14 protein-coding genes and 2 pseudogenes are annotated in these 16,048 nt (G+C 72.3%); 9 read left to right on the plus strand and 7 right to left on the minus strand.

From position 1 onward, the window contains the following. Nucleotides 1-417 precede the first annotated feature (417 nt). The 5 genes and pseudogenes from ACIGG8_RS41935 to ACIGG8_RS41955 form a co-directional block, all read left to right on the plus strand. Nucleotides 418-882 (plus strand): WXG100 family type VII secretion target, encoded by a 465-nt coding sequence (locus tag ACIGG8_RS41935; protein ID WP_396553839.1) that lies wholly within the window; start codon nucleotides 418-420, stop codon nucleotides 880-882. Between the two features lie 10 nt (nucleotides 883-892). Then, nucleotides 893-3,139, plus strand: coding sequence for a hypothetical protein (locus tag ACIGG8_RS41940; RefSeq protein WP_396553840.1), 2,247 nt, complete (start codon nucleotides 893-895; stop codon nucleotides 3,137-3,139). A gap of 124 nt (nucleotides 3,140-3,263) precedes the next feature. Then, nucleotides 3,264-3,779 carry a hypothetical protein gene (locus tag ACIGG8_RS41945; protein ID WP_396553841.1) on the plus strand — a complete coding sequence of 172 codons (516 nt, stop codon included), beginning with the start codon at nucleotides 3,264-3,266 and terminating at the stop codon, nucleotides 3,777-3,779. 30 nt (nucleotides 3,780-3,809) lie between these two features. Then, complete coding sequence (locus tag ACIGG8_RS41950) at nucleotides 3,810-4,472, plus strand: HAD family hydrolase (RefSeq protein WP_396553842.1); 663 nt, start codon at nucleotides 3,810-3,812, stop codon at nucleotides 4,470-4,472. Further along, nucleotides 4,429-4,725: pseudogene (locus ACIGG8_RS41955) on the plus strand (transcriptional regulator); the annotation flags it as partial. The gene ACIGG8_RS41950 and the pseudogene ACIGG8_RS41955, both read left to right, overlap by 44 nt. Before the next feature lie 30 nt (nucleotides 4,726-4,755). Here ACIGG8_RS41955 and ACIGG8_RS41960 read toward each other — a convergent pair. Next, complete coding sequence (locus ACIGG8_RS41960; RefSeq protein WP_396553843.1) at nucleotides 4,756-5,691, minus strand: LysR family transcriptional regulator; 936 nt, start codon at nucleotides 5,689-5,691, stop codon at nucleotides 4,756-4,758. A 68-nt stretch (nucleotides 5,692-5,759) separates the two neighbouring features. Between ACIGG8_RS41960 and ACIGG8_RS41965 the strand changes: the two genes are divergently transcribed. Both ACIGG8_RS41965 and ACIGG8_RS41970 read left to right on the plus strand, forming a co-directional pair. Next, a complete protein-coding gene (locus tag ACIGG8_RS41965; protein WP_396553844.1) occupies nucleotides 5,760-6,494 on the plus strand; it encodes an SDR family oxidoreductase in 735 nt (244 codons plus the stop codon). A 110-nt stretch (nucleotides 6,495-6,604) separates the two neighbouring features. Further along, nucleotides 6,605-7,561, plus strand: a complete 957-nt coding sequence (locus ACIGG8_RS41970; RefSeq protein WP_396553845.1) for an aminoglycoside phosphotransferase family protein — start codon at nucleotides 6,605-6,607, stop codon at nucleotides 7,559-7,561. On the opposite strand, the gene ACIGG8_RS41975 is transcribed toward ACIGG8_RS41970, so the two are convergent. After that, complete coding sequence (locus ACIGG8_RS41975) at nucleotides 7,528-8,361, minus strand: hypothetical protein (protein WP_396553846.1); 834 nt, start codon at nucleotides 8,359-8,361, stop codon at nucleotides 7,528-7,530. The genes ACIGG8_RS41970 and ACIGG8_RS41975 overlap by 34 nt on opposite strands. A gap of 60 nt (nucleotides 8,362-8,421) precedes the next feature. On the opposite strand from ACIGG8_RS41975, the gene ACIGG8_RS41980 reads away from it, so the two are divergent. After that, nucleotides 8,422-8,730 carry a cupin domain-containing protein gene (locus ACIGG8_RS41980; RefSeq protein ID WP_396553847.1) on the plus strand — a complete coding sequence of 103 codons (309 nt, stop codon included), beginning with the start codon at nucleotides 8,422-8,424 and terminating at the stop codon, nucleotides 8,728-8,730. A gap of 98 nt (nucleotides 8,731-8,828) precedes the next feature. Here the strand turns inward: ACIGG8_RS41980 and ACIGG8_RS41985 are convergent, their stop codons facing one another. The 4 genes and pseudogenes from ACIGG8_RS41985 to ACIGG8_RS42000 all read right to left on the minus strand — a co-directional run. Further along, nucleotides 8,829-9,584: an alpha/beta hydrolase gene (locus ACIGG8_RS41985; protein ID WP_396553848.1), complete on the minus strand. Its 756-nt coding sequence runs from the start codon at nucleotides 9,582-9,584 to the stop codon at nucleotides 8,829-8,831. A gap of 191 nt (nucleotides 9,585-9,775) precedes the next feature. Next, nucleotides 9,776-10,471: an aspartate/glutamate racemase family protein gene (locus ACIGG8_RS41990; protein ID WP_396553849.1), complete on the minus strand. Its 696-nt coding sequence runs from the start codon at nucleotides 10,469-10,471 to the stop codon at nucleotides 9,776-9,778. A gap of 48 nt (nucleotides 10,472-10,519) precedes the next feature. Beyond that, the gene (locus ACIGG8_RS41995; RefSeq protein ID WP_396553850.1) at nucleotides 10,520-12,379 is read right to left on the minus strand and encodes a CocE/NonD family hydrolase; all 1,860 of its coding nucleotides are present in this window, start codon (nucleotides 12,377-12,379) and stop codon (nucleotides 10,520-10,522) included. A gap of 189 nt (nucleotides 12,380-12,568) precedes the next feature. After that, nucleotides 12,569-13,637: pseudogene (locus ACIGG8_RS42000) on the minus strand (hydrolase); the annotation flags it as partial. A gap of 114 nt (nucleotides 13,638-13,751) precedes the next feature. Here ACIGG8_RS42000 and ACIGG8_RS42005 point away from each other — a divergent pair. Further along, a complete protein-coding gene (locus ACIGG8_RS42005) occupies nucleotides 13,752-14,879 on the plus strand; it encodes a HoxN/HupN/NixA family nickel/cobalt transporter (protein ID WP_396553851.1) in 1,128 nt (375 codons plus the stop codon). Nucleotides 14,880-15,015: 136 nt separating this feature from the next. Here ACIGG8_RS42005 and ACIGG8_RS42010 read toward each other — a convergent pair whose 3' ends face one another. Next, the gene (locus ACIGG8_RS42010; protein ID WP_396553852.1) at nucleotides 15,016-15,954 is read right to left on the minus strand and encodes an SGNH/GDSL hydrolase family protein; all 939 of its coding nucleotides are present in this window, start codon (nucleotides 15,952-15,954) and stop codon (nucleotides 15,016-15,018) included. Nucleotides 15,955-16,048 lie beyond the last annotated feature (94 nt).

Consider the following 16,048-nt stretch of genomic DNA (forward strand, 5'->3'; position numbering starts at 1 on the left):
ACGTGGACGCCGCGGCCGGCTACCAGCAGCGCACCTTCGACCTCTCGGCCTACGCGGGCCAGACGGTCACCGTGAAGTTCAACGGCGTCGAGGACACCTCGCTGCAGACGAGCTTCGTGATCGACGACACCTCCGTCCAGACCGCCTGACGCCCCCCGAGGGCCCGGTGGCTTCCGCCGCCGGGCCCTGTCGGCTGCGCGTGGGACACCGCGGTGGAAGGGTGACTGCAGGGGAGCGCCTGGCTCAGGTTTCGCTCAACTTTTGTACGGATTTCATACGTACCTATGGTCGATTGTTAGGCTGCGGACTTGCGGCGAACGGGTGGGCGATTCGCCGGCGTGATCACCTGTCACGCGAGGTCGCCGCTGGTGGCGGCGCACGGCGACATCAAGCACGCGGTTTCGGGGGCGGCGAGACATGACTGACCTGGATTTCGAGCGACGGGTGAATCCGTGGCTCTTCGACAGTTCCGGGAACCTGACGGAGGACGCGAAGAAGCAGTTCCCCGACCTCGCAGCTGCGGCCTCGGGCGCCGCGGCGCCGGGATGGACGCCGCCACCGGCATCCACGGCGCCCCCCAGCGGGCCGACGGTGAAGGTCAGTCCGGAGGCGCTGCGCAAGGCGGGGGCCAGCGCGGGCACCCTGCACACCGAGTTCGACCAGGCCACCAAAGGCGTCTGGAAGGACCTCCAGGGCAGCCTCCAGGGCATGTCCAGGGACTGGGCGGTCGTCGGGGCGGTCCAGGCCGCACACGAGATGTGGCAGGCGCAGGCACAGACGACGAGTCAGGCGATCGCGGACATCTCCGCCGGTCTGACCAGCAACGCCGACCAGTACGCGCGTGCCGAACAGGTGAACGCTCAGAACTTGAAGACGAACTGAGGTCGGTGACATGAGTACCTACTCCGACCTGCGTCAGGAGACGTTCAAGGGCATCGATACCCTGGCCACGGCCTTCGAGTCGCTGACGCGCGACTGGAAACTCTCCTCCGATTTCACCGGCGACATCCTCACGCCGCTGCAGGGATCGAACTGGCGGGGCGACGCGGCCGAGCGGGCCGCCGCCTCCATCACCAAGACCCGCAACGAACTCGACGCGGCCTTCGAGGAGGCCAGCGCGATCGGCAAGACCTTGCGGGACGCCCATACCGAGCTCGCCGCTGCCCGGGCAGACCTGGACGCGGCGTTGAAGAGGGCCGTCGACAACTCCCTGACGGTGGACGCGGACGGCGTCAACATCAGCTGGCCCGCGCCGACGAGCGAATCCGACAAGCACGACCCGACCTACACCACCACCTACAAGGCCCTCGCCGAGTCGGTGGGCCAGGACATAGCGAAGGCCGTTGCCCGGGCGAAGGCAGCCGATACCGCGGCCGCCGCGGCGCTCGGCGGCGCCACCGGGAAGAGCAAGACCGCCTTCCAGCCGTCGACGGGACCGGAGGAGCAGGGGAAGAAGGCGGCGGACCTCCTCAAACTGGCCGGGAACCTCTCCGACGCCCAACTCGACGAGCTCAACAAGACCCTGAAAGCCAACGCCAACAACCCGCAGTTCACCACCGCCTTCTACCAGGGGCTCGGACCGGACGGCTTCCTCAAGTACTACGGCCAGCTGGCCGTCGCCTCGGCGGACCAGGGAGGCAGGCGGCCGCAGGCCGTCGCAGACCTCCAGGCGAACCTCGGCATGGCGCTGGCCACCGCCACCGACAGCCACAACTTCCCTCACCTGTCCGACGAGTGGGAGGCGGGCCTGCGCCGGGCCGGAGCCACCAGGACGGAGATCCTCCCGCGCGGCGACCGGGTCAGCGGCAGCGTCCAGCCGTACGGCTACCAGATCCTGGCGAACATTCTGCGGACCGGAACGTATGACGCGCACTTCCTCAATCCGGTGGCCGAACACGTCACCCAGCTCAGTGAGATGCCTGGCTTCTTCACCTCGACGCCCTGGCTCCACTCCGACCTGGACCGGATGAAGCTGCTGGGTTACGCGCAAGGCCCCCAAGCGGGCGGTTTCAACCCGATGAATGGTGTGCTGGACGCGCTCGCGCACAATCCGCCGGCCGCGACCCAGTTCTTCCACGACCGGGCGACGTCCTACAACCTCGACGGTTCCGTCAAGGCCATCGGCCAGGACAACACCTACCTCAAGGCGCTGACCGTGGGGGGCGACCGCTCGCCACTCCAGGACATCTCGAAGGGGAATGACTACCTTGCGAGCGGCCACGCGGAGTCACCGGAATTGATCGCCCTCGGCCACGCGCTGGAGGCGGCCACCACAGGCCGTGCCCCCGACGCGTCGCCGGACACTCCGCTGTCGCCGCACACGCCGGAGCAGGCTGCGGTGATGAAGGACGTGGTCGACCGCTTCGGGAGCGGGGACGGCCCCAAGCTGCTGCGCAAGGGCGCCGACCTCGCGGACCTGGCGCCCAGCCTGGGCCATCTGACCGCTGCCTACATGGGGGACGTGCAGGGGGCGATGAGCCCGCATGACCACTCGCTGACGACCTACGGTTCCAAGGCGGACCTGGACCCGGGCAACACGGCGAAGCTGCTGGCGGCGCTGGGCCGCAACCCCGACGCCTTCGGGGCCGTCGCCCAGGCCCAGCAGGCCTACACGACGGCCCGCATCCAGGACGTGATGCTGCACCGGGACACCTACGGCGCCGAGTTCGACCAGGCTGTGAGGAACGCGGCGCACTCCGGCGGCGAGGTGGGCGGGATCCTCACTGCGGGCCGGACCGCCGGGTTGGTGGACGAGATGAAGGGCGAGGCGGACGCGTACAACAAGGCCGTCGACCAGAACGGCATGTGGGGGAAGGCGGTCTGGGCCATGACCGGCGGCAGGCTGCTGGGGGACCTTCCCGGTATCGGTAAGGGCATGTCGCTGCCGGCGAACTACTTCATCGACCAGCTGACGTCGGGCTACCACGTCGATCCGAACACCGCGGACCCGGCCACGGCCGCGGACGTTGCGGGCTTCAACGGGCTCGGCTCCGCAGCAAAGAAGGCGGTGGAGAACGTGGCGCAGGGGACCGGGCTGAACCCGCAGCAGATCGAGGTGCTGTCCACGGCGGCCGCGGACGCGGCGCGGGACGGCGCGACCGGCGGTGCCGGGCTGGTCACCAGGGCTGTCAATGGCTGAGGGCAGGCGGCTCCGGCGGCGGTGGCTCGCCGTCGGGGTCGCTGCCGTGGTCCTCGCCGGGCTCGGGTGGTGGTGGCGGTCGGCTCACGCCCCCGCCGAACTGCCCGCGGGTGCCTGCTGGTCGGTGCTCACCCGGGCGGACCTCAAGCCCCTGGCGGATGACGCGCACGGGACGTTCGTCGAGGACGACTGGACATACGACGGTGAATGGCGGGTCGACATTCGGAAGCGGCTCCGCCCGACCGCGGCGTACCAGAGGTGCGAGGTCCGTCGGACCGCGGAGGACTCCCTCGTGCGGATCGACGTACAGACGATGGACGAGTCCGAGATGAAGCAGCATGTCTACGGCACGGGCTCGGGGGCACACGACCACCGGCTCGACTTCGGTGTGGACGTGCAAGGGTGGGTCGGGCAGAACGAAGTGGGCCTGGGGCTCCGGTGTGACAACCCGGAGAACGCGGCCCAGCCGTACGTGGGGGTTCAGGTCAACAGGGGCACGTACGCCCAGCCGTCGGACAGGAGCCACCGGGCGGTCCTGGACATCGCGCTGAAGGTCGCCAGGGCCGTCGTGGCGGACTACCCGTGCTCGAACCCGGTGGGCCTGCCGGACAGCATCCCCGGGACGGCGCCTGGCTCCTGATCGGGTTGGGGCCGCGCCTATGCTGGCCGGATGATCAAGCCGATTGAGCTGGTGATATTCGACTGCGACGGCGTCCTGGTGGACAGCGAGGTGATCGCCGTACGGGTGCTGGTACGGCTGGGGGAGGAGTACGGCTGGCCGCTGAGCGAGGCGGAGGCGATCGAGCGGTTCGTCGGGCGGTCGGAGGCGGTCAACAACGCGCTGGTCGCCGAGCGGCTCGGGGCGGAGACGGCGGCGGTGTGGGGCAAGCGCTTCCAGGCCCTGCACGCGGAGGCCGTGGACGCCGGGCTGACCCCGGTGGACGGCCTGCCGCAGGCGCTGGACGCGATCGACCTGCCGGTGTGCGTGGCCTCCAGCGGCACGCACCAGAAGATGCGGCACACCCTGGGCCGGACCGGGCTGTACGAGCGCTTCGCCGGAAGGATCTTCAGCGCCACCGAGGTCCGGCACGGCAAGCCCGCGCCCGACCTGTTCCTGCACGCGGCGCGGAGCATGGGCGTCGACCCAACGGCCTGCGTCGTGATCGAGGACAGTGCTCCCGGTGTCACGGCCGCCCGCGCCGCCGGGATGCGCGCGCTCGGCTACGCGGGCGGTGTCACGGCGGCGGAGCGGCTGGCCGGGCCCGGCACCGTCGTCTTCCGGGACATGCGTGAGCTGCCCGGACTCATCGCCGCGGGGGCCTACCAGGGGTAGGTGCCGCCCTCCGGGGCGAAGAACCGGCCGCTCGGCCCGGCCCGGCCTCGGCGAGCTGCGGCCGGGCGTCCTGCACCTGCTCGACCGGCTCGACGACACCCCGGCCATGGTCACCAGCGCCGCCCGCGACCTCCTCGCCTGGAACGCCATGGCGGCCGTGCTGCTCGGTGACTTCTCCGCGCTGCCGCCCGGCGAGCGCAACCTGATCTGGCGCTTCTTCACCGACCCGGGCCCCCGGGACGCCCTCGCACGAGGCGCTGCGGCTGCTCAAGGTGGTGGGCGGTCAGGACCTCGCGGTCCGGGCTTGAGCCGCTGCGGGGCGGGGCCCGGGCGCGGCTGCAGGTGTGGTCGCGGTTGCGGGTTCGGGCGCCGGCGGGAGCGCGGTCGCGGACGCCGGCGTGCCGTCGGAGGGGCGGCGGCGCAGCGTGGCGGCGGCGATGGCCAGGAAGTCCGCCACCGGCCCGGTGCGACCGCCCTCCGGCACCGCCAGGCAGGTCTCGACGGGCAGCGAGTCGGTGACCGGCAGGTAGACCAGGTCGGGGCGGGAGTACGAGCCGGCGACACTGAGCGGCACCAGCGCGATGCCCTGCCCGGAGGCGATCAGCTCGAACTTCTCGTCCAGCGAGGAGGTCCGACGCTTCCTGGCGTCGAGGATCGGCTCGCCGTCGAGGTCGGCCGCGGTGAGCGTGCGGCGGCCGGCCAGCGGATGCGTCACCGGCAGGCAGGCCACCTTGGTCTCCCGGCCGGTCGGGACGGTGTGCAGCCCGGTGTCGTCGAAGGGCCGCCGCAGATGGCCGACGTGCGCGCGGCCGTCGCGCAGCGGGGCGTCCTGCTCCCACCAGCGCAACGGGAGGACGTCGATCCCGACCTCCGGGTGGCGTGCCGTGTACGCCCGGATCGCCTCCGACACGTGCAGGCCGGGGGAGAAGGCGACGACCAGCCGCTGCTCGCCCCGCGCGGCCTCCCGGACCCGCTGCAGGGCGGCGTCCACCGTGGCGGTGATCCGTGCTGCCTCCTGGTACAACTGCCGCCCTGCGGCGGTCAGTTCGACGCTGCGCGTGGTCCGGGTGAAGAGCCGGCAGCCCAACTCCTGCTCGAACGCCCGGATCTGTCGGCTGAGGACGGGCTGGGTGATGAACAACTCCTGGGCGGCCCGGCCGAACCGGCGGTGCTCGACCACCGCGACGAAGTAGCGGAGCTTGCGCAGGTCCAGGTCCATGCCCGCACGGTATCAATGCGCCCGGAAGGGCATTGGACGCCCGGCCCGGCCGCCCGGAGACTCGACCCATGAGTGAAGTTCGACCCAAGAGTGAAGAACGGCACCTCGCGGCCGCGCCGCGCAGGACCGCCCTCGTGATCGGCGCCTCCCGCACCCTGGGCCTCGGGATCGCCGCGGAGTACGTCCGCCGTGGCTGGGACGTCATCGGTACGGTGCGCGGCGACCGCCGCACCGGCCTGCACGAACTGGCCGAGTCCGCCGACGGGCGGGTGACCGTCGAGTCGTTGGAGATGACCGACCCGGAGCAGATCGCGGCCCTCCGTGACCGGCTGGCCCGGCGCACCCTCGACCTGCTCTTCGTCAACGCCGCCGTCACCCGCGGCGACCTGCCGATCGGGGAGGTGCCGACGGAGATGTTCACCGAGGTGATGGTCACCAACGCGCTCGGCCCGATGCGCGTCGTGGAGGTCCTCGGGCCGCTGGTCGCGCCCGCCGGGACGATCGGGGTGATGTCGTCCGACCAGGGGAGCATCGCCCTGAACACCGAGGGCGGGCAGGACCTGTACCGGGCGAGCAAGTCCGCGCTGAACCAGCTGATGCGCTGCTACGCCGTCCGCCAGGCCGGCGGCGGGCGCAGCCTGCTGCTCATGGACCCGGGCTGGGTGCGGACCGAACTCGGCGGAATGGAAGCCGAGTTGAGTGTGGAGGAGAGCGTTCCCGGCGTGGTGGAGACGATCGAGCGCCACCGCGGCGAGCCCGGCCTGCGCTTCCTGGACCACCAGGGGAAGGACGTGGCCTGGTAGCCGCCGAGGGTGGTCCTGAGGGTGGTCTCTGCGCGTGGTCCCCGAGGGTGGTCTCCGCGGCGGACAATTCGCTTGCGGGGAGCGCCGCCGGCCCGGCAGGCTCGGTCACCATGTCCTCCTTCCCCGCGATGCACGCCGACGAGATCGACATCGACGACGCCCTGGTCCGCCGGATGGTCGCCGCCCAGTTCCCGCACTGGGCGGGCCTGCCGGTCGCGTCGGTGACCACGGCCGGGACGAGCAACGCGATGTACCGGCTGGGCGCGGACCTGGTGGTGCGCGTCCCGCGGATCCCGGGGGCCGTCGAGGACATCGACAAGGAGTGGGACTGGCTTCGGCGCCTCGCGCCCGAGCTTCCGGTCGCGGTGCCCGCCCCGGTGGCCCGGGGAGGACCGGTGGACGGCTGCCCGTGGCCGTGGTCGGTCCTGCGCTGGCTCGACGGCGCGAACCCGGTGGCCGGTGCGGTGGCCGAACCCGCCCTGCTGGCCGCCGACTTGGCGGCCTTCGTGACCGCGATGCGCCGGGTCGACCCGACCGGCGGCCCCGCCTCCTACCGCAGCGAGTCCCTGCCGGAGCGGGACGGTGCGGTCCGGAGGGCGATCGCGGAACTCCCGGACGTCATCGACGTCGCGGCCGCAACCTCCGCCTGGGACGAGGCCGTTCACGCCCCCGGGCACGCCGGTCCGGCGGTCTGGATCCACGCCGATCTGCAGCCCGGCAACCTGTTGGTGGACGGGTGCGGCCGACTGAGCGCCGTCATCGACTTCGGCTGCGCGGGCCTGGGCGACCCGGCCGTGGACCTGATCGCCGCCTGGTACGTGCTCCCCGGGCCGGCCCGCGCCGCCTTCCGGACGGCGGTGGCCGCCGACGGCGCCACCTGGGCCCGCGGTCGCGGCTGGGCGCTGTCCGTCGCGCTGATGGAGCTGGCCTACTACCGCCGGACCAACCCGCGGATGACCGGCATCGCCCGGTACGTGATCGGCGAGGTGCTGGCCGATCACGCCTCAGCGGCCGATCACCACTCCCCGGCCGATCACGACTCCCCGGCCGGCAGCCGCCACGCGTAGGGGAACAGTTCGTCCTCCCAGCCGGGCGAGGCGGCGAGTTCGGCGGCCGCCTGCGGGGTGCGCAGCAGGCAGCGGTTGCGCAGCAGTTCGCGCCGCTCGGCCGGTGTGAGCAGCTGCTCCTCGGGGGCCAGCTCCTGGTAGTGGCCGAGGTCGGGGCGGCCGTCGACCGAGCCGTCCTCGGCGACGTTGAGGTGGTCACCGCCGGGGGTGCGGTAGTCGAGGCGGAAGTCGGTGCTCCACTGGGAGTTGCTGCCCCAGCTGTGCGAGAGGTCGTGCACCGGCCGGTCGGCGCGGCGGAACGTCCAGTAGAGCGGGAAGCGGTCGGCGACCCCGCGCTCGGCGTGCGCGGCGCCGGCCCGGATCCGTACCCGGGCGCGGTTGAAGAGCAGTTCGCCGAGCATCAGCCCGGGGCGGTGGACCTCCAGGACCTCGATCGGCGCCTGCGGGTCCGCGGCCTGCTCGACGTCGACGATCTCGTGCAGGAAGGGGTCGAAGGGCACGAGGCCGTCGAAGGGCGTCATCCCGAGGGCGGTGAACGCCCGCAGGTAGTCGTCCGGTCGCGGGTCGAGCAGCAGGACGTCGGCGACCCGGCCGAGCGCGTACAGCTCCTCGACGAGCGCCGGTCCGTGGTGCTCCTGGTCGCCCCACCAGGCGGAGCCGTGGCCGGCGGCCGTCCGCAGGCGTGCGCGGTAGTCCGCGGCGGCCGCCTGGCCGAGCCAGCGGTCGATGTCGTCGGCGGCCGGCCCGTCGTGGTCGAGCAGGTCGTGGTAGAGCGTGCGTGCCTTCACCGGAGCGATCATCGTGAGGTTTTACCGAACGGTCAACCAATCGACCGCCCGGGACGGATAGCGTCCAGGGCCATGAGCTTGGTGGATGTGAACGAGCGGGCGGCACGGCTGCCCGAGGCCTGGCGCTCCCAGGTGCTGGGGCGGGTCGGGACGGCGGCGGTGAAGGTCCTGCGGATGGACGGGCGGGAGCTGGAAGCGGAGGCGCACGGGACGGCCGAGGTGCTGTTCGTCGCCGTGGGGAGTCTCGAACTCTCGGTGGACGGCGAGGAGTCGACCCTGCGGGCCGGTGAGCTGTGCGTCGTCCCGGCCGGCGCGTGGCACGCGGTGCGGGCGGGCAGCCGGGGGACCCTGCTGATCGTGGAGGTGCCGGAGGAGGGGTGATCCCCACGACGGCCCTTCGAGTCGGGCCGCCCGCCCCGGTGATGACCCGCCCGGGTGAGGACGGGGCGCCACCGGGGCGGGGCACCACCGGCCGGCGGTCAGCCGGCGGGCCTGCCGAGGTGGCGGGCGAGGAAGCGGGCGGCGCTGTCGGCCTCGAAGCGCGGGAACTCCTTGTGCTTGCCCGCGTTGACGTGCAGGGACTTCTCCGTCGAGGCGAAGGCGTCGAACAGTGCGAGGCCGTCCGCGCGGGAGATGTGCTCGTCGTCCCACTGCAGGCCGAACTCGATCGGGACGGTGATCCGCCTCGCGTGCTCGGCCAGGGTGTCGGGCCAGTGCTGGCCGAAGACCGCGGCCGTGATCCTGGGTTCGGCCGCCACGAAGGGCACGCCGATCGCGGTGCCCATGTTGATGCCCCAGTAGCCGACCGGCCCGTCGGCGCCGATCTCCGGGAGCTGCTGGAGGGCGTCCAGGGTCGCGTGGTACTCGGGCACGGCGAGCTTCGCCAGGTGGTCGTTGTAGCGGACGACGATCGGGCCTTCGGGCTCGCCGGCCGCCCGTGCCCGGAACATGTCGGCGATCTCCGCCTCGTCGTGGGCGGTGCGCGGCCGGTCGCCGTGCCCGGGCGCGTCGAGGACGGCGACGTGGAAGCCGTGGCCGTCGACGAGCAGCCGGGCGCGGCCCGACATCGCGGGGTGCTTCTTGTGGTTGCCGCCGCCGTGTCCCATCAGGACGAGCGGGGCGCGGTCGGCACCGGTGGCCGGGGACCAGAGCACGCCGGGGACGCCGTCCACGGTGAAGTTGCGCTCGCGGATGCCGTTCGACACGGAATCGGCAGTGAACCGGAAAGTATTCATGGCAGTTGCCTTTCGGGAGGGCCTTGCTGGGGGAAGGCGCTCCCGGCGACGCCTACGTCAGTTGCCGACCGTGACGGAAAGGGGGAGCACCCGCGTCGATACAGCCTTCACGGGTCTCACCTCCTCTGACGATGCCTCGGTCGGGGAAGATCTTGCTGCTTGAACGCCCTTCTGCGCAAGCGCTTTTCCCGTCACCGGTCGCCGAGTGCGGCGGCGACGGCAGCCTCCGCGTGCAGACGGGCGGTGGGGAACACCGGGACGGGGCTGTCCTCCTGCCGGACGAGCAGTTCGATCTCGGTGCAGCCGAGGACGATCCCCTCGGCGCCCGCCGCCACCAGGTCCCCGATCACCCGCCGGTACGCCGCCCGGGACTCCTCCCGGACCACCCCGACGCACAGTTCCTCGTAGATCACCCGGTGGACCAGGGCGCGCGCGTCGGCGTCCGGGACGAGGACGTCGAGGCCTCCGGACGCCAACCTCCCCCGGTAGAAGTCCTGTTCCATGGTGAACGCCGTCCCCAGCAGCCCGACCCGGCGCAGGCCCGCCGCCCGTACGGCGGCCGCCGTGGCGTCGGCCAGGTGGAGCAGGGGGACGGAGACCGCCGCCTCGACGTGGCCGGCGACCTTGTGCATGGTGTTGGTGCAGATCAGCAGCAGGTCGGCGCCGGCCGCCTCCAGTGAGCGGGCGGCGGCGGCCAGGACCTCGCCGGCCTCGTCCCAGCGCCCGGCCGTCTGCAGTTGCTCGATGACGGCGAAGTCGACGGAGTGGAGCACGAGCCGGGCGGAGTGCAGTCCGCCGAGGCGGTCGCGGGTGAGTTCGTTGAGCAGGCGGTAGTACTCGGCGGTGGACTCCCAGCTCATGCCACCGATCAGGCCAAGGGTCTTCATGGGGTCATTTATAAGGGTGTCGAGAGGTAGAGGCAAACTCCATAAGGCTTACTTTGATGGCCTCTCCCGGGGCACCCGGTGCTGCCACTCGCGGGTGAACACCACCGATCCGGCCTCCAGCGCCCGCAGCTGCACGATGCTGAGGAAGTGCCCGGCGTCGCAGCGCAGTTGGGCGCGGGTCTGGACGGTGACGTCCCAGCCGATGTCGGGGCGCTCCAGCCGGACGGTGTGGTCGGTGCGGGCCTGGGCGCTGAGCGGGGCGTCGGTGAGGACGCGGTAGGCGGTGACGGTGTGTTCGTCGCGGACGAGGCCGTCGGGGTGGGTCCGGGTGCCGTCGGAGGCGGGGGAGAGCTCGGTGCGCCACTCGTGCCGGCCGATGTCGTGGACGGTGAGGTGTTCGGGCCGGGCGGTGAGCGGTTCGGTGAGGTGGACGTCGAGCGGATCGGGCAGCGAGGGGGTCGAGAAGGTGACCGGCGCGGCGCCCACGTCGGCGGCGAGGTGGCGGACGGGCAGGCTCAGGGTGGAGCGGGACGGGTCGAGGGCGTACCCGCCGTCCTCGGCCGGGGGCCACACCCACGGCCAGTAGACGGAGGAGAAGGCGAGCCGCAGCCGGTGCCCGGCCGGGAAGGTCCAGCCGCAGGCGGCGAGCTCGACCTCGACGTCCGGGCCCTCGGCGACCAGGACGCCCCGGGTGACCAGCTCCGAGGTGCCGTCCGGGCCGACCGCGCAGAGCCGGACCGCCACCAGGGGCGGGGGCCCGCCCTCGCGCAGCCGCAGCCGCACGGTCGGGGCGCCGAGCAGTTCGAGCGGCTCGGGCAGCGGCTGGGAGTCGAAGCAGACCGAGCGGCCGTCCTCCTCGCGCTGGTCGGGCGGCCGGTCGGCGGGGCGGCCGTGCGGAACGTAGGCACCGGCGTTGAGGCCGGTGTGCTGCGGCGAGCGGACGTGGACGAAGCGGTCGTCGGCGGCGGTGCCGGCGGTGCGCAGCGGCCCGTCCAGGCCGTAGTGGATCTCGCGGACGTCGGGCGAGGGCCAGGCGTCGTCGCCGGTCCAGCGGGTGCCGATCCAGCTGCGCAGGGCGGGTTCCTTGACGGCGCCGGTGTCGGCGCCGCGCAGCCAGTGCTCCCACCAGCGCAGCGTCTCGGGCAGGGCGTCCTCGGGCAGGCCGTGCGGCCAGGGGCCGATCAGGGCGCGCGCGGTGGGGGACTCGGCGAGCAGCCGCAGCACGAAGGAGCAGGACGGGTCGCCCCAGCCGGCGATCGCGAAGGTGGGGACGGAGACGGGCACGGTGGTCTCGCCGGCGGCGAGCCAGGTGTCGACGGGCGGCTCCAGGGCCTCCAGCCGGGTCAGCCAGCGGCTGCGCCAGACGTCGCCGACGTGGCGCGGGTCGGGCGGCAGGGCGGCGTCGGCGACCAGCGCGGTGAGCCGGGTGTGCAGGTCGGCGGCGAGGACGGCGCCGCCGAGCCGGTGGCCGCCCTCCGGGCAGGCGGTGACCACGGCGCCGACGATCTCCGGCACCCGGGCGGCCAGGCGCAGCGCGGCGGTGCCGGCCGCACCGACCCCGAGCAGGCCTACCCGCCCGGTGGAGTACGGGCGGCGGGCGAGCCAGTCGACCACGAAGGCGCCGTCGGTCAGCTCCTGTTCGCCGCCGGGCTCGCCGGGGGTGCCGGCGGAGTTGCCGTGTCCGCGGGTGTCGACCCGCAGGGTGGCGTAGCCGTGCCCGGCGTACCAGGGGTGGCGCCGGGCGTCCTCGGCGGCGGTCCGGTCGCTGAGGCGGCCGCCGGAGTACTCCAGCAGTGCGGGGACGAGCTCGTCGGTGACCGGCCGCCACAGGCGGGCGGCCAGCTGCGTGCCGTCGGGCAGCGGGATGCGGACGTCCTCGCGGGTGGTGTGGAAGGGGTAGGACGGCATGGCCGCTCCCATCGGGTCCCGGGCCGGGTGGGCGCCGACGGGCCCGCGGCGCGCCGACCGTGCGGCTGGTGGGCCGTACGTGCGCGCCGCGGGCGTCGGCATTCCGACCCTAGGGGAGGAAGCGGCCGTTTTCCTGGTGAGCGCTGCGCAGCGGTCACGCCCTTCGCGGTGGGCGCTGCGCGGTGGTCACGCCTTGCTCAGCCAGGCGGTGGCGTTGAGGGCGAGGGCGGCGTCGGTGCCGGCCGGGTCGTTCCAGCCGTTGTACAGGGTGTTGCCGGACTGGCCGGTGCCGTCGTCGATCGGGGAGCTGTCGCCCCAGATGGCCACCCGGCCGGAGCCGAAGGTGCTGGTGACGAAGAAGGCGCCGGTGTTGCCGCTGTAGCCGGTCCGGTAGACCAGGCCCTTGACCGAGGGGTTGTCGGCGGGCTTCAGGGTGAAGGTGGTGCCGTTGCGCAGGATCGAGCCGGTGACGGTGCCGAAGGAGCCGTGCAGGACGGGGTCGGTGGCGTCGCCGACCGCGCGCGGGTTGTCGGTGGTGATGTTGAGGAGGTCGACCGAGAAGCCGAAGGGGTCGTTGTTGTTCACCCCGTTGCTGGTCAGCAGGTCGTTGATGATCTTCGGCGAGTCCCAGCCGTCGTTGTTGCGGTCGCTGTTGGTGTGGTCGGAGATCAGGAAGAGTCCGCCGCCGTTCTGGACGAACTTCATGATCGCGGTCTTCTCGGCCGCGCTGAACCGGATGTTGGGCTCCGGGACGACGAAGGTGTCGAAGTTGGCGAGGTCGAGCGCGCCGCCGGTGCCGTAGGTGATGGTCGAGCCGGACGGGAGGGTCTTGAGGCTGTACTGGCCGGTCTTCTGCAGGGCGACGCCCCAGGCGGACAGCGCGCCGGTCCAGCTCTTCTCGGTGGTGGGGTCGGGGTTCTGGGTGAGCGGGTCGGGCTGGCTGGTGCTGATGATCCAGTCGGCGTTGCCGGCGGTCTCGGCCTTGCTGTTGTCGAACAGCACCCGGTGCGGGGTGGCGCTGACGGCGGCGGTCGCGGGGGCCGGGGCGGCGGTGGCGGTGGGGGCCAGGGTGGTGAGGCCGGCCGCGAGCAGCGCCGCGCCGGAGAGGGCCGCGACAGTTCGAATGCGGATCGTCATGTGCCGTTCCTCCGTGGGGAGTCGAGGTGTTCGGCGCCCGAGTTTTCGCGCGTAGAACGGCAGTATCCGCGCGTAGAGGGGCCGGAGTAAGTCCCGGGAGGTGACGAGGCCCTGTACGGATCGTGGGGATGTCGGGGTGGGCGGAGAGCAAACCGTAATTGCGCATGACTTGCAACTGCGTCCGTCCAGGCGGAAAGATGGCCCAGCTCAGCCCGTACCGCCGAAAGGACACCCGATGACCGCCCCTCGCTGGCGCCACCGACTCACCCGTGAGGAATGGATCCGCCTGGCCGGAATGGGCGGGTTCATCCTCGCGCTGCACGTCGTCGGCTGGTTCACCCTGCTCGCGCTCGTCGCCCCCGAGCACTACACCGTCGGCGGCCAGGTGTTCGGTGCGGGCATGGGCCTGACCGCCTACACCCTCGGCATGCGGCACGCCTTCGACGCGGACCACATCGCGGCCATCGACAACACCACCCGCAAGCTGATGGGCCAGGGCAAGCGGCCGCTGTCGGTCGGCTTCTGGTTCTCGCTCGGGCACTCCTCGATCGTCTTCGGCCTCTGCGCACTGCTGGCCTTCGGCATCCGCTCGCTGGCCGGCCAGGTGGAGTCCGACGACTCGACGCTGCACGAGATGACGGGCCTGATCGGCGTCACCGTCTCCGGCACCTTCCTGTTGCTGCTCGGCCTGATCAACCTGGGCGCCTTCAACGGCATCCTCAAGGTCTTCCGCCGGATGCGCGAGGGCGAGTACGACGAGGCCGAGCTGGAGCGCCAGTTGGAGCGGCGCGGGCTGATGAACCGGATCCTCGGCCGGGTGACCAGGGCCGTCACCAAGCCCTGGCACATGTACCCGGTCGGCCTGCTGTTCGGCCTGGGCTTCGACACCGCCACCGAGGTGTCCCTGCTGGTGCTGGCGGGCGGCGCGGCGGCCTTCTCGCTGCCCTGGTACGCGCTGCTCACGCTGCCGATCCTGTTCGCGGCCGGGATGAGCCTGCTGGACACCATCGACGGCTCGTTCATGAACTTCGCCTACGAGTGGGCCTTCTCCAAGCCGGTCCGCAAGATCTACTACAACCTGACCGTCACCGGGCTGTCGGTGCTGGTCGCGCTGGTCATCGGCTCGATCGAGCTGATCGGCCTGCTCGGCGAGAAGCTGGACATCACCAGCGGGCCGATCGCCTGGGTCGGCGGGCTGGACCTCAACTTCGTGGGCTACGCCATCGTCGGGCTGTTCGTGCTCACCTGGGCGGCGGCGATCGCCTACTGGAAGTTCGGCAACGTCGAGGAGAAGTGGTCGGCCGGGCTGGCCGCCGCCACCGCCACTGCCACCGCCTCCGCCACCGCCGCCGAGCCGGAATAGCGCGCGACGGGCGGGCCGAGGGGCCGGTGACCGGGGTCTGGTCACCGGCCCCTCGGGGCTTTCCGGGGTCGCGTGCACGGGGCCGTCTGCGCGGGGCCTGCGCGGCGCGGGGCCGGCGTGGCGGGTCCGCGCGCGGCTACCGCAGCGCGGCGAGCACCGCGTCCGCCATCGCCTTCTCGCCCGTCGCGTTCGGGTGGAACGGCACGGCGGGCGAGCCGGGCAGCGCGCCCTCGATCCAGCGGTCGTCCGAGCAGACGTCGTGCCCGACCGTCGGCGTCGCGGTGTCCACGTACGTCGCGCCGTTGGCCGCCGCCGTGGACTTCATGGCGGCGTTCAGCTTGTTGAGCACGCCGTACATGTACTCGACGTCGCCCGGCGTCACCGGTTGGCGCAGGATGCAGGCCGAGCCGTCGGCGGGCAGTACGGACGGGTAGCCGACCAGCAGCACCTTGGCCTTGGGGGCCTTGGCGTGGATCTGCTGGAGGGTGGTGGCGATCTGCGGGGCGATCGTGGTGCGGATCCGCTCGGCCAGGTCGTCGTTGCCGTACTGCCAGGACCACGTGCTCCAGTCCCAGTAGCCGTGGTGGTAGACGTCCTTGCAGGGCGTGCCCAGCGGGTTGACCACCGCGCCGGCGATGCAGGTGGCGACCAGTTCGCCGAGACCGAGGTCGCTGGCGGCGAGGTCGTTGCCGCCGATCCCGAGGGTGACCAGGTCGGTGTCGGCGGTCAGTGCGTCGAACTGCGGGTCGTTGACCTTGATGAACGCGTCGTACTGGGACTGCGTCATGTGCTTGACCTTGGCGGCGGCGCAGGTCACGTCGGTGTAGGTGCCCGCCTTGAGGGCGCCGGCGACGAGGTGGCCGTAGTTGTGGTCGGAGCGCAGGCAGAGTCCGGCCGACTGGCCGGGCACACCGGCGCCGGCGGCGTAGGAGTCGCCGAGCGCCACGTAGTGCTTCGGGGCGGGCGTGGTGGCCTGGGCGCTGGTGGAGGTCAGCGCCAGGGCCGCGCCGAGGGCGACCGCGGCGAGCGCGGTGGAATTCCGGAGGTGCCGGGAATTCCGGGCAGGGCGGAGCACGGTTCCTCCTGGGGGAGAGAAACGACGGGTGGGGGGTCGTGCCGAGCCGGGCCACAGCTACTCGCAGGTAAGTTACTGCCAGGTTTCGCGGGCG

The sequence above is a fragment of the Kitasatospora sp. NPDC085464 genome (genome assembly GCF_044541955.1).
Lineage (GTDB): Bacteria > Actinomycetota > Actinomycetes > Streptomycetales > Streptomycetaceae > Kitasatospora.

What these genes read in the sequence shown, in the direction of transcription:
- ACIGG8_RS41970 (WP_396553845.1), top strand. Translation starts at nt 6,605, where the DNA reads ATGTCCTCCTTCCCCGCGATGCACGCCGACGAGATCGACATCGACGAC.
- ACIGG8_RS41995 (WP_396553850.1), bottom strand. Translation starts at nt 12,379, where the DNA reads ATGCCGTCCTACCCCTTCCACACCACCCGCGAGGACGTCCGCATCCCG.
- ACIGG8_RS41935 (WP_396553839.1), top strand. Translation starts at nt 418, where the DNA reads ATGACTGACCTGGATTTCGAGCGACGGGTGAATCCGTGGCTCTTCGAC.
- ACIGG8_RS41965 (WP_396553844.1), top strand. Translation starts at nt 5,760, where the DNA reads ATGAGTGAAGTTCGACCCAAGAGTGAAGAACGGCACCTCGCGGCCGCG.
- ACIGG8_RS41940 (WP_396553840.1), top strand. Translation starts at nt 893, where the DNA reads ATGAGTACCTACTCCGACCTGCGTCAGGAGACGTTCAAGGGCATCGAT.
- ACIGG8_RS41960 (WP_396553843.1), bottom strand. Translation starts at nt 5,691, where the DNA reads ATGGACCTGGACCTGCGCAAGCTCCGCTACTTCGTCGCGGTGGTCGAG.
- ACIGG8_RS41990 (WP_396553849.1), bottom strand. Translation starts at nt 10,471, where the DNA reads ATGAAGACCCTTGGCCTGATCGGTGGCATGAGCTGGGAGTCCACCGCC.
- ACIGG8_RS41985 (WP_396553848.1), bottom strand. Translation starts at nt 9,584, where the DNA reads ATGAATACTTTCCGGTTCACTGCCGATTCCGTGTCGAACGGCATCCGC.
- ACIGG8_RS41980 (WP_396553847.1), top strand. Translation starts at nt 8,422, where the DNA reads ATGAGCTTGGTGGATGTGAACGAGCGGGCGGCACGGCTGCCCGAGGCC.
- ACIGG8_RS42005 (WP_396553851.1), top strand. Translation starts at nt 13,752, where the DNA reads ATGACCGCCCCTCGCTGGCGCCACCGACTCACCCGTGAGGAATGGATC.
- ACIGG8_RS41950 (WP_396553842.1), top strand. Translation starts at nt 3,810, where the DNA reads ATGATCAAGCCGATTGAGCTGGTGATATTCGACTGCGACGGCGTCCTG.
- ACIGG8_RS41975 (WP_396553846.1), bottom strand. Translation starts at nt 8,361, where the DNA reads ATGATCGCTCCGGTGAAGGCACGCACGCTCTACCACGACCTGCTCGAC.